At 36.2% G+C, this 15,388-nt stretch carries 14 protein-coding genes, 2 pseudogenes and 1 other annotated feature; of the genes and pseudogenes, 15 read left to right on the plus strand and 1 reads right to left on the minus strand.

What is annotated here, in order from left to right:
- From M1G12_RS04740 to M1G12_RS04790, 12 genes and pseudogenes are all read left to right on the plus strand, one after another.
- Positions 1-1,749 (plus strand): ABC transporter ATP-binding protein, encoded by a 1,749-nt coding sequence (locus M1G12_RS04740; RefSeq protein WP_247949487.1) that lies wholly within the window; start codon positions 1-3, stop codon positions 1,747-1,749.
- Between the two features lie 114 nt (positions 1,750-1,863).
- Entirely contained in the window at positions 1,864-3,123 is a 1,260-nt protein-coding gene (locus tag M1G12_RS04745; protein ID WP_049515665.1) for a TRZ/ATZ family protein, read from the plus strand.
- 76 nt (positions 3,124-3,199) lie between these two features.
- Positions 3,200-3,335 (plus strand) — a sequence feature (ribosomal protein L10 leader region).
- Positions 3,336-3,373: 38 nt separating this feature from the next.
- Complete coding sequence (gene rplJ, locus M1G12_RS04750; RefSeq protein ID WP_001287277.1) at positions 3,374-3,874, plus strand: 50S ribosomal protein L10; 501 nt, start codon at positions 3,374-3,376, stop codon at positions 3,872-3,874.
- A 72-nt stretch (positions 3,875-3,946) separates the two neighbouring features.
- Complete coding sequence (rplL, locus tag M1G12_RS04755; RefSeq protein ID WP_001196965.1) at positions 3,947-4,315, plus strand: 50S ribosomal protein L7/L12; 369 nt, start codon at positions 3,947-3,949, stop codon at positions 4,313-4,315.
- Positions 4,316-4,516: 201 nt separating this feature from the next.
- Positions 4,517-4,648 carry a hypothetical protein gene (locus M1G12_RS09905; protein ID WP_080976406.1) on the plus strand — a complete coding sequence of 44 codons (132 nt, stop codon included), beginning with the start codon at positions 4,517-4,519 and terminating at the stop codon, positions 4,646-4,648.
- Between the two features lie 38 nt (positions 4,649-4,686).
- Positions 4,687-4,764 (plus strand): annotated as a pseudogene (locus tag M1G12_RS04760) (replication initiator protein A); the annotation flags it as partial.
- Between the two features lie 611 nt (positions 4,765-5,375).
- Complete coding sequence (locus M1G12_RS04765) at positions 5,376-6,059, plus strand: response regulator transcription factor (protein ID WP_153198769.1); 684 nt, start codon at positions 5,376-5,378, stop codon at positions 6,057-6,059.
- Complete coding sequence (locus tag M1G12_RS04770) at positions 6,052-7,392, plus strand: sensor histidine kinase (RefSeq protein ID WP_049502161.1); 1,341 nt, start codon at positions 6,052-6,054, stop codon at positions 7,390-7,392. Before M1G12_RS04765 ends, M1G12_RS04770 begins: the two co-directional genes overlap by 8 nt.
- A 170-nt stretch (positions 7,393-7,562) precedes the next feature.
- A pseudogene (locus M1G12_RS04775) lies at positions 7,563-8,248 on the plus strand (ABC transporter ATP-binding protein).
- Entirely contained in the window at positions 8,245-8,985 is a 741-nt protein-coding gene (locus tag M1G12_RS04780) for a lantibiotic immunity ABC transporter MutE/EpiE family permease subunit (protein WP_000590350.1), read from the plus strand. Before M1G12_RS04775 ends, M1G12_RS04780 begins: the two are co-directional and overlap by 4 nt.
- Positions 8,963-9,625 (plus strand): ABC-2 family transporter permease, encoded by a 663-nt coding sequence (locus M1G12_RS04785; RefSeq protein WP_247949488.1) that lies wholly within the window; start codon positions 8,963-8,965, stop codon positions 9,623-9,625. Before M1G12_RS04780 ends, M1G12_RS04785 begins: the two co-directional genes overlap by 23 nt.
- 162 nt (positions 9,626-9,787) lie before the next feature.
- Entirely contained in the window at positions 9,788-10,450 is a 663-nt protein-coding gene (locus tag M1G12_RS04790) for a NisI/SpaI family lantibiotic immunity lipoprotein (RefSeq protein ID WP_049502159.1), read from the plus strand.
- A gap of 213 nt (positions 10,451-10,663) precedes the next feature.
- On the opposite strand, the gene gdhA is transcribed toward M1G12_RS04790, so the two are convergent.
- On the minus strand, positions 10,664-12,010 hold the full coding sequence (gene gdhA, locus M1G12_RS04795; RefSeq protein WP_000199543.1) for an NADP-specific glutamate dehydrogenase: 1,347 nt from the start codon (positions 12,008-12,010) through the stop codon (positions 10,664-10,666).
- A 230-nt stretch (positions 12,011-12,240) separates the two neighbouring features.
- Here gdhA and M1G12_RS04800 point away from each other — a divergent pair, with 230 nt between their 5' ends.
- From M1G12_RS04800 to sodA, 3 genes are all read left to right on the plus strand, one after another.
- A complete protein-coding gene (locus tag M1G12_RS04800; RefSeq protein ID WP_247949489.1) occupies positions 12,241-13,176 on the plus strand; it encodes a dihydroorotate oxidase in 936 nt (311 codons plus the stop codon).
- A gap of 32 nt (positions 13,177-13,208) precedes the next feature.
- Entirely contained in the window at positions 13,209-14,246 is a 1,038-nt protein-coding gene (gene holA / locus M1G12_RS04805; protein WP_033684934.1) for a DNA polymerase III subunit delta, read from the plus strand.
- A 371-nt stretch (positions 14,247-14,617) separates the two neighbouring features.
- A complete protein-coding gene (sodA, locus tag M1G12_RS04810) occupies positions 14,618-15,223 on the plus strand; it encodes a superoxide dismutase SodA (RefSeq protein ID WP_049546399.1) in 606 nt (201 codons plus the stop codon).
- The last annotated feature ends 165 nt before the right edge of the window (positions 15,224-15,388 follow it).

A 15,388-nucleotide genomic window follows, 5' to 3' on the forward strand; every position in this document is an offset into this window, starting at 1 on the left:
ATGAGACGACAAACTGCAAATCAAACATTCACACGTTTGGCCAAAGATTTAGCAAGTCATCCCTTCCTTCTTTTTCTAGCCTTTCTAGGAACTATTGCCCAGGTTGGTTTATCGATTTACCTACCAATCTTAATCGGACAGGTCATCGACCAAGTCCTAGTGACGGGCTCTTCACCAGTTTTTTGGCAGATTTTTCTCCAAATGATCTTGGTGGTCATAGGAAATACCCTTGTACAGTGGGTCAATCCTCTTCTCTATAATCGCCTAATCTTCTCTTATACCAGAGACTTGCGAGAGCGAATCATACATAAGCTTCATCGGTTACCGATTGCTTTTGTGGATCGTCAAGGAAGTGGAGAGATGGTCAGTCGTGTGACCACAGACATCGAGCAGTTAGCAGCTGGTTTGACCATGATATTTAACCAATTTTTTATTGGTGTCTTGATGATTTTAGTCAGCATTCTAGCCATGATTCAAATTCATCTCCTCATGACTCTTTTGGTCTTGCTGTTGACGCCACTGTCTATGGTAATTTCACGCTTTATTGCCAAGAGATCCTATCATCTCTTCCAGAAGCAAACAGAGACGAGGGGGATTCAGACACAATTAATTGAAGAATCGTTGAGCCAGCAGACCATTATCCAGTCCTTTAATGCTCAGACAGAGTTTATCCAAAGACTGTATGAGGCGAATGACAACTACTCAGGCTATTCTCAGTCAGCCATCTTTTATTCTTCAACTGTCAATCCTTCGACTCGCTTTGTCAATGCACTCATTTATGCGCTTTTAGCTGGAGTAGGAGCTTATCGTATCATGATGGGTTCAACCTTGACCATCGGTCGTTTAGTAACCTTTTTGAACTATGTTCAGCAATACACCAAGCCTTTTAATGATATTTCTTCAGTTCTAGCCGAATTGCAAAGTGCCTTGGCTTGTGCAGAACGTGTTTATGGAGTCTTAGATAGTCCTGAGGTGGCTGAAACAGGTAAGGAAGAGTTGACTAGTGACCAAGTTAAGGGAGCTATTTCCTTTAAACATGTCTATTTTGGCTACCATCCTGAAAAGATTTTGATTAAGGATTTATCTATCGATATCCCAGCCGGTAGCAAGGTGGCTATTGTTGGTCCGACAGGTGCTGGAAAATCAACCCTTATCAATCTTCTCATGCGGTTTTATCCCATTAACTCTGGAGATATCTTGCTGGATGGGAAATCCATTTATGACTATAGTCGTGCCTCTTTACGCCAGCAGTTTGGAATGGTGCTCCAAGAAACCTGGCTCAAGCAAGGGACCATTCATGACAATATTTCCTTTGGAAATCCTAAAGCCAGTCGGGAGCAGGTGATTGCTGCTGCAAAAGCAGCCAATGCAGATTTTTTCATCCAACAGTTGCCACAGGGATACGATACCAAGTTGGAAAATGCAGGAGAATCTCTCTCTGTCGGTCAAGCCCAGCTTTTGACCATAGCCCGAGTCTTTCTAGCTATCCCTAAGATTCTTATCTTAGACGAAGCAACCTCTTCCATCGATACGCGGACAGAAGTGCTGGTTCAGGATGCCTTTGCTAAACTCATGAAGGGGCGTACAAGCTTTATCATTGCCCACCGCTTGTCAACCATTCAGGATGCGGATATGATTCTAGTCTTAGTGGATGGTGACATCGTGGAGCATGGCAATCATCAGGATCTCATGGCTAGAAAGGGTAAGTATTATCAAATGCAGCAAGCTGCAGCTTTTAGCTTTGAATAATCCTTTCTGCTTTAAAATCTTATGAACGAAAAAAGTTGCCTTCGGGTGACTTTTTTGTTACAATAGCTAGAAAAATTATTCACTGTAAATTGTCTTATAGAAAAGGAGCCTAGAATGAAAGTCTTTCAGCATGTAAATATCGTGACTTGTGACCAAGATTTCCATGTTTATTTGGATGGAATCTTAGCAGTTAAGGATTCTCAAATCGTCTATGTTGGTCAAGAGAAGTCAGAGATTTTAGAGCAAGCTGAGCAGATTATAGACTATCAGGGCGCCTGGATTATGCCTGGTTTGGTCAATTGTCACACCCATTCTGCTATGACAGGATTGCGAGGAATTCGGGATGACAGCAATCTCCATGAATGGCTCAATGACTATATTTGGCCTGCAGAAGCAGGATTTACTCCCGACATGACTACAAGAGCGGTTAAAGAAGCTATGATAGAGATGCTCCAGTCAGGAACAACAACCTTTAATGATATGTATAATCCCAATGGTATGGATATTGAACGGATTTATCAGGCAGTGAAAACTTCCAAGATGCGTTGTTATTTCTCACCGACTCTTTTTTCTTCAGAGGCAGAGACAACTGCTGAAACTATAAGCAGAACTCGAGCAATCATTGAGGAAATTATTGGATATAAAAATCCAAATTTCAAGGTGATGGTAGCCCCACATTCTCCCTACAGCTGTAGTAGAGACTTGCTGGCAGAAAGCTTAGATATGGCAAAAGAGTTGAATATTCCTCTCCATATCCATGTTGCGGAGACCAAGGAGGAATCAGGGATTATCCTGAAACGATATGGCAAACGACCCCTCGCCTTTCTAGAAGAACTGGGTTACTTAGATCATCCGTCTGTCTTTGCTCACGGGGTCGAATTAAACGAGAGAGAAATTGAACGCTTGGCAACTTCTCAAGTGTCTATTGCCCACAATCCTATTAGTAACCTCAAACTGGCATCAGGGATTGCTCCTATCATTCAACTGCAAAAAGCAGGAGTAGCAGTCGGAATTGCGACGGATTCGGTTGCCTCCAATAACAATCTAGATATGTTTGAGGAAGGACGGACTGCAGCCCTTCTTCAGAAGATGAAAAGTGGAGATGCCAGACAATTTCCTATCGAAACAGCTCTCAAGGCGCTGACAATCGAAGGAGCTAGGGTCCTAGGAATGGAAGAACAGATAGGAAGTCTGGAAGTAGGTAAACAGGCAGATTTTCTCGTTATTCAACCACAAGGGAAAATTCATCTCCAACCCCAAGAAAATATGCTCTCTCACCTTATTTATGCTGTCAAATCCAGTGATGTTGATGATGTCTATATTGCAGGAGAACAGGTTGTCAAGCAAGGTAAAGTTTTGACGGTAGAACTTTAAAAGAAAAATCACGAAAAAATTTTAAAAAATGTTTGCAAAAATCTTGCATTCTTTTTTTGACTATGCTATACTTATATACGGTTTGAAAAAACTGCCTAAGACAGTAGGGGAGCTCGACTCATAAGTATCCTACCGAGGACAAAACGTATCATGTAAAAAGAAGCGTATTGTACTTTCGTGTCTAGGTTTGGGCGCGTTTTTCTTTTGAAAAATTTCCCCAAGCAAAATAATAACGGAGGTGAACACACTAATGAGTGAAGCAATTATTGCTAAAAAAGCGGAACTAGTTGACGTAGTAGCTGAGAAAATGAAAGCTGCTGCATCTATCGTCGTTGTAGACGCTCGTGGTTTGACAGTTGAGCAAGATACAGTTCTTCGTCGTGAGCTTCGTGGAAGCGAAGTTGAGTATAAAGTGATTAAAAACTCAATCTTGCGTCGTGCAGCTGAAAAAGCTGGTCTTGAAGATCTTGCATCTGTATTTGTTGGACCATCTGCAGTAGCATTTTCTAACGAAGATGTTATCGCACCAGCGAAAATCTTGAACGACTTTTCTAAAAACGCTGAAGCACTTGAAATCAAAGGTGGTGCAATCGAAGGCGCTGTCGCATCTAAAGAAGAGATTCTTGCTCTTGCAACTCTTCCAAACCGCGAAGGACTTCTTTCTATGCTCCTTTCTGTACTTCAAGCGCCAGTGCGCAACGTTGCTCTTGCAGTCAAAGCGGTTGCAGACAACAAAGAAGACGCAGCTTAATCTTAAGCTACGCAGCGTAGCCTAGCTACGAAAATCTATTATAAATTTAAAACATATTTGGAGGATATAACAATGGCATTGAACATTGAAAACATTATTGCTGAAATTAAAGAAGCTTCAATCCTTGAATTGAACGACCTTGTAAAAGCTATCGAAGAAGAATTTGGTGTAACTGCAGCTGCTCCTGTAGCTGTTGCTGCAGCTGGTGCTGCTGACGCTGGTGCTGCTAAAGATTCATTCGACGTTGAATTGACATCTGCAGGCGACAAAAAAGTTGGCGTTATCAAAGTTGTACGTGAAATCACAGGTCTTGGTCTTAAAGAAGCTAAAGAACTTGTTGATGGTGCACCAGCACTTGTTAAAGAAGGCGTTGCAACTGCAGAAGCTGAAGAAATCAAAGCTAAATTGGAAGAAGCTGGAGCTTCAGTTACTCTTAAATAAGAGGCATATACCAATTAGAATTCGGGATACTATAGTATCAGCCTTTTAGAATCGTGAACACATTTTAGAAACTGATAAATTAATTTAGTTTCCTACCAAAAACCCTACCAAAAATTAATTTGGCAGGGTTTTTCTTTTTAACAAATTTATCGTGGAGAACAGTTGAATATTGTTCTCCTTTTTTTATTTTCAGGAGGGAAAATGACAAAAGAATTACAATCATCACGCTATATTGTCATTTCATTTTTAGTACGTGAAATGAGAATTGATATTGTTGAAGCCATCTCTCGTATGGCTGAATTAGAAAAAAGTGGCTTGGTTCGATTGGAATAAAGTGGAGATTTAATACTCAAAGAACTTGGAGGGGCGCTATGAAACGAATTACCGCAAATCAATACCAAACTTCAGAACGGTATTATAAATTACCTAAAATTCTTTTTGAGAATGAGGAGGATAGGAATACTCAACCTATCTTGAAAAGAAAAGTTGAAAAGGTCACATTTCTTTATCATTTTTAACCTTGCTTTACTTGTCTTGGCAGGCTGGGCTGGGCATAAGTGGAAGAAGGGATAGAAAATAATCTGAACAAGTTCAAAACGTATTCCGTTTTTTTAGGACATGAAAAATTTTAGAAATTGATTCTTTCTTAAATTTGAATTTCACTAGTAGTGTAAAGATGATTTTTTCTCTGAATAAAATCTGAATTTTCTCTGATACAATCTCAAATGTCAAGGTTCAATAATTGTTGCTTCAGTAGGTGATGAGGGTCTAGATTAAAATAATCAAGAAGCATTGAAACATTACGTTGGAGAACTTAAGGGGGAGGATTATTCACATATAGATGGGAAAGTTATGGTTATTTCTGCTGGATAAGAAATGATATTGATGGCACTCAAATTATATTATTAAATAATACGAATTTTGTTCAAGATAGTGTAAAATAGATTTATACTAGTTTCTAAAAATTTAATTTACATTACAAACTGATGTATTGAGACTATTCTTTGTCAGAAATACGGAGCATTGCAGGTAGTTCTCTAAAATTTTTTGAGGTGATAGAATGTATAAGATATTAGTTGTAGATGACGATTTTGAAATTTTGAAATTGATGCGAACTATTTTAGAGATGAAAAACTATCAGGTAACGACGTATCAAGAAGTGACTGCACCAATCAATATTAATAATTTCAAAGGATTTGATTTGATTTTATTAGATGTAATGATGCCTAATATAGATGGTATGCAAATTTGTAAGCAGATTAGAAATAAAGTAAGCTCCCCTATTATTTTTGTTAGTGCAAAAGACACCGAAGATGATATAGTATCAGGATTGAATTTAGGAGGAGATGACTATATTACAAAACCTTTCAGCATCAATCAATTAATTGCTAAAGTTGCTGCAAATCTCAAACGAGAAGAACGATACAAACAAGGTGAATTAAGTAATCAAATTGTTCGAGAATTATCTCCAATAACGATTTATTTACAAGAAAAAATTGTTTGTATTAATGGAGATAGTCTTGCCTTTACAAGTAGAGAATATGATATCATAGAGCTATTATCTAGCAATCCAAGAAAAATTTTTACTGTACAAGATATATATGAAAATGTTTATGATGATGATGCTGAAACCCTCTTTCGTTCAATATCTGAGTATATCTATCAAATAAGATTAAAATTCTCATCGTATGGAATTAATCCTATAAAAACAGTTAGAGGTATGGGATACAAGTGGCATGAGTAAGAAGAGTACAATTAGAGGGCGCATAATAAGGACTGTTTTAGAACTAGTAACAGGTACGTTACTGAGTATACTTTTATTTTTTATATTTACTTATTTACTTGTTTTTACTGGACAATTAAATGTATACGGCTCTAAAATGGAAATTTCAGTGAGTGATAGCAGCAATTTAAGTGATGTAGTCCAAGCAATGAATAACTCTATATTTGACTATGTTGTATTTAATCGCAAGACGGGTACAATTGAAGAGGGTAACTATCAAAAAAAGGATTTGCCAGCCTATCGAGAAGTTTTTGCTAAAAATGAATCCATAAGTAATGATGCAGTGTATTATGGGTATTACGCTAATTCAGAGATTGTACTTACTGTCAGGCAACCCATGATACCTGAGTTTGTTAATCCGAATTTGCGTCACTTTTCATTTAATCTATTTTCTTATTTATTTTTCTTCGTTATCGAAACAATTTTACTCATTTGGTCACTTACAAGATTAATAAAAGAATTTTCAAATAATTTTCTCCTCATACAAAAAAAGACTTTAAACATGGGACAGTTAACATTTAAAGATAAAAACATTCCTGCTCAAATACAAGAGTTCGATGAAATTCTTTCTGTATTATATCAAAAGGACGACGAGTTAACTAATTTACTCAAATCAGAGAGAAGGGAGAAGGAAGATTTATCTTTTCAAGTTGGTGCATTAGCTCATGATGTAAAAACTCCTTTAACAGTACTAAAGGGAAATTTAGAGTTGCTTGAATTAACTAACTTGACTGTTCAACAGAAGGAATACACTCAGTCAATGAATAACAGTATAGTAGTTTTTGAAAGATACTTTAGTTCAATGATTGATTATTCAAGATTACTAATTGAAGATAAAGATTATGGAGAACAGATACATTTATCCGAATTTTTAAGTGAGCTGTCAGTAGAAGCGAAATCTGTAATGAATAATGCAAAGGTTGATTTCAAAATTATTAATACTACAAAATTAATATTTTTTAAGGGAAATCGCTTTAATTTAAATCGGGCATTAATTAACATTTTAGCAAATGCAGCAAGATATAGTTCTGGAGAAAAAAAAGTTACGCTTACTATCATTGAGGAAACAGAGTATATTAATTTTGTAGTGTGGAATAATGGTCTGCCTTTTACTGAACAGTCCTTATTAAATGCAGATAAGTTATTTTATACTGAGAATAAAGGTAGGAATAATAAGCACTATGGTTTAGGGTTAGCATTTGCTAAACAAGTTGCAACTAGACATTTAGGAGAATTGTTTTTATCAAATCCAGATAGAGGTGGCGCTCAAGTGACGTTGCTTATTAAAAAATAATTCTGTAAGGATATATTAGATAGCTTCCATATAATAGTTATGTATAAAAATAGATGGTTTTCTAAATTGAGGACTGTCTATTTTTTTAATTTTGTAAAATTGGAAATTCTGAACAAATTTTGAAAAATAAAGTATAACATACAAGTATAAAACAAGGAGGAATTATAGTTATGAATATACAAGTTCAAAAACTTAGAAAATCATATAAGGATAGAGAAGTACTGAAAAATATTTCTTTTGAAATAAAAGAGGGGAGTATTTGTGGATTATTAGGTATTAATGGTGCAGGAAAATCAACAATTATGAAGATTATTTTTGGTCTTGAAAATGCTGATAGTGGTACGGTTATTTTTAATGGGAAAAAAATGCGGGTATATATGAGATTGGAGCGCTTATTGAAACTCCTGCTATCTATATGAACTTATCTGCATTTGATAACTTAAAAACAAGAGCATTGTTATATGACATTTCTGACGAACGAATTAATGAAGTATTAAACTTGATTGGGCTATCTAATACGGGAAAGAAAAAAGCAGGGAGCTTTTCTTTAGGTATGAAACAACGTTTGGGATTAGGTATGGCAATAATTACTAGTCCAGATTTGCTCATTTTAGATGAACCTACCAATGGATTGGATCCAGATGGTATAAAGGAATTGTTGAATTTAATGATTTCTTTAAAGAAATCAGGAATGACAATTCTTTTATCTAGCCATCAACTGTATGAAGTTAGTAAAGTGGCAGATAAAGTTGTTATTTTACATGATGGTCAAATTTTTTACGATGGTTCGAATGTTCAAAGTGATGATTTAGAATCTTTATTTATAAGAATTGTTCATGGAGGTGACGCAATATGATAAAAATATTTAAATCAGAATGGTTAAAACAGCGAAAAAATACATCCAAAAAATTCTTGATAATAGCTCCTGGATTGTCGATTTTAATAGCTGTATTACTTGTTGGACCGAGTATTCTAGAAAGTTTTTCAATATATTGGTGGGAAGCCGTCTTTTTGTACACGCTTATTGGATTGTTATTTTTATATGATTATAAAGCAGAAGAAGCTGCAGGAAACTTCCAGAATATATACTTTCGAAATGATAGCATAAAAATATATATCGTAAAGATACTTTTAAAATTAAAAGATTTACTCATTTCGAACGTATGGTTTTTAGCTATATTATTATTTACAAGTAATTTTTTGTATGGCGACTTAATATCATTGAATATAATTGGTGACTTAATTTGTTTAGTACTTATTTCGATAACATCCATATGGGTATTGCCACTCTTGTATCTATTTTCGAAACGGATCAACCCCTATATCTTAGTATCTATTAACTCCTTGATTTGTTTTTTGGTTGCACCTTTTATCGCTCAAAGTAGCTTTTGGTTCTTCTTTCCTTTTACATATCATTATAAAATTGCTTATAGTCTTATGTATATAAAACCGTCAGGAGATTTAGATTTAACAAATCATGTAACAGACGTTAAAATGGTAGTATTTACCGTATTTCTATCATTGATTCTATTTATTGTTTCTTTGTTAATGTTAAATTGGAGGTTAAGTAATGATCCAATTGCTAAAAAGTGAAATGATTAAATTTAAAGGTTCGTATCAACTATACATTATTTTGATTTTGTCTACTATACAACTATTGACAATTCCAATTTACATATTATCTGTAAATAACACAATTGTATTGGAAAATATTATCTTTTTACCCATGTTAGGCTATTGCATGATAACTACGATAATCACTTTATTAGTATCTGAACAAGAAATCAATGCTAATAATTATCAGAATATTAAAGGCTCGAGAAATACAGCCAGTATATGGGGAGCGAAAATTTTTGTGTTAGATTTACTATTATCTTTACTTACTATTCCTTTATGGGTAGTTGTAGGTATAGAGTTAGAACACTTTTCATATTATTTTTACGTAGGAATAGTTAGTTGGTTATTACTAATATTGCTAAATCATTTCCACATGCTATTGACATTGTTTATTGCGAAAGGTGGCAATTTACTTATTGCTGTTGTAGAAAGTTTATTTATATTATTTGCAACAAATAAAGTTTTTCTTAATATTTTTTGGATTTCAGTAATTTTACCAGTTAATATAATTTTAGAAAATAATTTTAGAAGCACAACTAATTTATTAGCTTTAACTTTTTATGTTGTATTATTGTTTGTTGCTAATTTAGTAGTTGTAAGCAGAAAAGGTGTTTAATTATATACTATGATTGAAATGAAGGGAGTGTTAAATTTTTGGATGGAAGTTTGGGAATTGTTTTGACTTTACTTCATATCCAAAATAAGTCTGTAAAGACATATTGGAGAGAGGCGTTATTGATTTTTGATAATTTAACTATAGAAAATTAGGAGGAGAACTATGAAATTCAAAAAGATCTATCTTTCCGTAATTTTTTTCTTAAGTTTACTTGGATTGACTGGATGCACATATGAGAAGTATGATGTTAAATTTCTCGACTCAAGTTATAATCGATTTGATTATAAAGGAGAGCATTATGGTGTAACTAATCAATTAATTTTATATGAAGATATTGAAAGTAAAGTAAGCAATCATTATGATATTTATGAAATATCTTACGATGATTCCAATGATGAAATAAAGAATGATTTGTTGGAGATTGGTGACTTATATCAAACCAAGAATAGAGAATTTGCCATAAAAATTGATAGTACTTTCTATAAATGTAAACTACTTGATAATATTTCTAAAGAAGAACTTATAAAAGTTTCTGACTTATTTAATGTTCGCTTAGTAGGAGAATTTGCTATCAATGAGCAAGAAGCCAGAGAGTTGAAGATAGGGGAACAATTATTTACAATTACTGAAGAAATTATTCCAAAAGAAGAGCTTAGTGCTACAGTTGCTAACTTAGATAATCAAGTGAAGTCAGTCACTAGATTATCAGGGGAGCACGAAAGTTGGAAATATGGAGAAATTTGTTCTTTAAAAAATCAGTCTATCCACGAGAAAGTAGCAGTTAAATTGAATGGAGAATATCATTTGGCTTTCTTAAGAAGTTAAACTGGGCAAAAAGTCTTTAAAAGAAAAAACGGCAAATAATAGAGCGACTACATTAGTAGCTTAAAAACATGATTAAACCGCTATTCTTAGGAGTAGCGGTTTTTCTTTTTGTTCTAAAAGGGGCAAAAAAGGGGGCGAGTAAGTAATTTTCCAACTGTTTAATTCAAGCTAAAAATCCCCAATCGAAGCGATTGAGGATTAAGCAAATGAATATTAAACAATACCTTGTGCAATCATAGCATTTGCTACATTTTCAAAGGCAGCAATGTTAGCTCCTGCAAGGTAGTCTTTATCAAGACCATATGTTTCTGAAGTTGTTTTAGCTGTGTTGAAGATGTTTGTCATGATGTCTTTGAGACGTCCATCAACTTCTTCACGAGTCCATGAGAGACGAAGACTGTTTTGGCTCATTTCAAGGGCTGAAACGGCTACACCACCAGCGTTGGCAGCTTTTGCAGGTCCGTAGAAGATACCATTTTCTTTGTAAACTTTGATGGCATCAAGGTCGCTTGGCATGTTGGCACCTTCAGATACACAGATAACTCCTTGAGCAACCAAACGTTTAGCTGCTTCACCGTTGATTTCGTTTTGAGTAGCACATGGAAGCGCAATGTCATAGTTTCCAGCGTAAGTCCATACAGAACCTTCATGATAAGTAGCAGTTGCTTTCTCAGCTGCATACTCAGTCAAACGAGCGCGACGTTTTTCTTTAACGTCAACCAAAAGATCGAAGTCGATACCATTTTCATCGATGACGTAACCATTTGAGTCAGATACAGAGATAACAGTTGCACCAAGTTCAGTCGCTTTTTGAAGAGCGTATTGAGCCACGTTACCAGAACCTGAAATAACCACTTTCTTACCAGCAAAGCTGTTACCGTTAGCTTTAAGCATTTCTTCAGTGTAGTAAACTAAACCGTAACCAGTTGCTTCTGGACGAATCAAGCTACCACCAAATCCAAGAGGTTTACCAGTCAAGACACCAGCATCAAATTGGTTAAGGCGTTTGTATTGACCGTAAAGGTAACCAATTTCACGTCCACCAACACCGATATCACCAGCAGGTACGTCAAGTGATGGGCCAATGTATTTTTGCAGTTCAGTCATGAAGCTTTGGCAGAAGCGCATCACTTCAGCATCTGTTTTACCTTTAGGATCGAAGTCTGATCCACCTTTACCTCCACCGATAGGAAGTCCAGTCAAGACGTTTTTAAAGATTTGTTCAAATCCGAGGAATTTCAAAATCCCTTGGTTTACAGTTGGGTGGAAACGAAGTCCGCCTTTGTATGGTCCAACAGCTGAGTTGAATTGAACACGGTAGCCACGGTTTACTTGAACTTTTCCATCACGGTCAACCCAAGGAACACGGAAAGAAATCACGCGCTCTGGTTCAGTAATACGTGCCAAGATATTTTCTTCGATATACTCAGGGTGTTTTTCAAATACAGGTTCTAAAGTGTTGAAAAATTCTTCAACAGCTTGGAGGAACTCAGCCTCGTGCCCGTTACGAGCTTTTACAGTTTCAAACACGCTTTGGATATATTCTTTAGCAGATGTCATATCGTTCTCCTTTTGTTGTCATATTTTATTACGTGAGTCATTATAGCAGAATTTTTTTTTACTGTAAAGAAAAAAACAGAAATTTTCTAAAAATTCTTTCAATTTAGTTTTTTTGATTTTTTGAAAATAGATAAAAAACGAACGTTTTTCTTATAAATGCCTTTCTTAAAGAGAAAATCTGAAAGTATGGTATAATATTAGAAATAAAAGGAATCTGGAGGATCAGAATCATGGTATCAACGAAAACACAAATAGCTGGCTTTGAGTTTGACAATTGCTTGATGAATGCTGCGGGTGTGGCTTGTATGACGATAGCAGAGTTAGAAGGAGTTAAAAACTCAGCGGCAGGAACTTTTGTGACCAAGACAGCGACCTTGGACTTTCGTCAGGGAAATCCTGAGCCACGCTATCAAGATGTTCCCCTTGGTTCTATCAACTCTATGGGCTTGCCGAATAATGGCTTAGACTATTATTTGGACTATCTTTTGGACTTGCAGGAAAAAGAGCCAAACCGAACTTTCTTCCTATCTCTAGTCGGCATGTCTCCAGAGGAAACCCATACTATCTTGAAAAAAGTCCAAGAGAGTGAGTTTCGTGGTCTGACTGAGCTAAACCTCTCCTGTCCAAATGTTCCAGGCAAACCTCAGATTGCCTATGATTTTGAAACAACAGACCGGATTTTGGCAGAGGTGTTTGCCTACTTCACCAAACCTTTAGGAATTAAATTGCCACCATATTTTGATATTGTTCACTTTGACCAAGCGGCAGCTATTTTCAATAAGTATCCTCTTAAGTTTGTCAACTGTGTTAACTCTATCGGAAACGGCCTTTATATAGAAGATGAGTCTGTCGTTATTCGCCCTAAAAATGGTTTCGGTGGCATTGGTGGCGAGTATATCAAACCGACTGCTTTGGCTAATGTTCACGCTTTTTATCAACGTTTAAATCCTCAAATTCAAATCATTGGAACAGGTGGCGTGTTAACTGGTCGTGATGCCTTTGAACATATCCTTTGTGGAGCGAGTATGGTGCAGGTAGGAACCACCCTTCACAAAGAGGGAGTTGGTGCTTTTGACCGCATTACCAATGAACTGAAAGCAATCATGGCGGAAAAAGGGTACGAGAGCTTAGAAGATTTCCGTGGGAAATTGCGCTATATTGATTAAACTCATTAAAAAATCAGAAGAAAGGAGAGAAGATGCTAGCCATTGAAGAAAGTCAGAAATTGACTTTATCAAATCTACCTAGTCTGAGCCTATTTACAGGGACAGATCAGGGTCAGTTTGAAGTGATGAAGAGTCAAGTATTGAAACAGATTGGTTATGATTCTGCTGACCTCAACTTTGCCTACTTTGATATGAAAGAAGTAGTTTACAAGGATGTGGAACTGGAGTTGGTCAGCCTTCCTTTCTTTGCGGATGAGAAAATCGTGATACTAGACCATTTTGTCGATATCACAACAGCTAAGAAACGCTTTTTGACAGATGATGAGCTCAAGTCATTTGAGGAATACCTTGACAATCCTTCACCAACAACTAAGTTGTTAATCTTTGCAGAAGGAAAACTGGATAGTAAAAGACGGTTGGTTAAATTACTTAAGCGTGATGCTCATGTCTTTGATGCAGTAGAAGCTAAAGAACAAGAATTGCGCCAGTATTTCCAAAAGTGGAGCCAGAAACAAGGTCTGCAGTTTGCCAATCATTCTTTTGAAAATCTTCTCGTCAAGTCAGGTTTTCAATTTAGCGAAATCCAGAAAAATCTCCTCTTTTTACAGTCCTATAAGGAAGACTCTGTTATCGAGGAAGAGGATATTGTTAACGCAATTCCCAAGACCTTGCAGGACAATATTTTTGATTTAACTCAGTTTATTCTGACTAAAAAGATGGATCAGGCGCGCGATTTGGTGAGAGACTTGACCTTGCAAGGGGAAGATGAAATCAAGTTGATTGCAGTCATGCTAGGACAATTTCGGACTTTTACTCAGGTGAAAATTTTGTCAGAGTCTGGGCAAACAGAATCGCAGATTGCAAGTAGTCTAGGAAGTTTTCTCGGACGCAATCCTAATCCCTATCAAATCAAGTTTGCGCTGAGGGATTCACGAGGACTTTCCTTGAGCTTTTTGAAGCAAGCTATTTCTTATTTGATTGAGACAGACTATCAGATTAAGACAGGTCTTTATGAAAAGAGTTTCCTTTTTGAAAAGGCACTTTTACAGATTGCTAGTCAGGTCAATTGACATTTTTTTGAAACTACAACCTGCGTCAAGATTATCTTGTCGTGGGTTTCTTGCTGATTTGCTTGTTTTATACTCAATGAAAATCAAAGAGCAAACTAGGAAACTAGCCGCAGGTTGCTCGAAGCACTGCTTTGAGGTTGTAAATAAGACTGACGAAGTCAGCTCAAAACACTGTTTTGAGGTTGTGGATAGAACTGACGAAGTCAATTACATATACCTAGGGCAAGGAGACGTTGACGAGGTTTGAAGAGATTTTCGAAGAGTATTATTAGAAAGTATTTCAGTGATTTCTTCATCTATAAGCAAAAAACTTGAAAAAAGTGAATGTTTGCGTTATCATTTTCATATAGAAAGAAAAAGAGGTATTACAGATGGCTATTATCTTACCAGATCTTCCATATGCATACGACGCTTTGGAACCATACATCGATGCGGAAACAATGCACTTGCACCATGACAAACACCATCAAACTTATGTCAACAATGCTAATGTAGCTCTTGAAAAACACCCTGAAATCGGTGAAGACCTTGAAGCCTTGCTTGCTGATGTAGAATCTATTCCAGCTGATATCCGTCAAGCACTTATCAACAACGGTGGCGGACACTTGAACCACGCTCTTTTCTGGGAATTGATGACTCCTGAAAAAACAGCTCCATCAGCAGAACTTGCAGCAGCAATCGATGCAACATTTGGTTCATTTGAAGAATTCCAAGCAGCCTTCACTGCAGCAGCAACAACTCGTTTCGGTTCAGGATGGGCATGGTTGGTTGTTAACAAAGAAGGTAAACTTGAAGTGACTTCAACAGCAAACCAAGACACACCAATCTCAGAAGGCAAAAAACCAATCTTGGGCTTGGACGTTTGGGAGCATGCTTACTACGTGAAATACCGCAACGTGCGTCCTGACTACATCAAAGCTTTCTTCTCAGTGATCAACTGGAACAAAGTAGATGAATTGTACGCAGCTGCTAAATAATGATATGATATATGGAGGGAAGAATTGTTCTTCTCTTTTTAAGGTTATATTATTTTGGTCTGACAAAATCGTCAGACTTTTTTCATTTTTATGAGAAACGTGCTAAATTTAAAATAGGGTGTGTAAAACCCTTGATATAGCTACTTTTCACGATTGAGCTAATGG

This window comes from Streptococcus mitis (assembly GCF_023110375.1).
GTDB lineage: Bacteria > Bacillota > Bacilli > Lactobacillales > Streptococcaceae > Streptococcus > Streptococcus mitis_CI.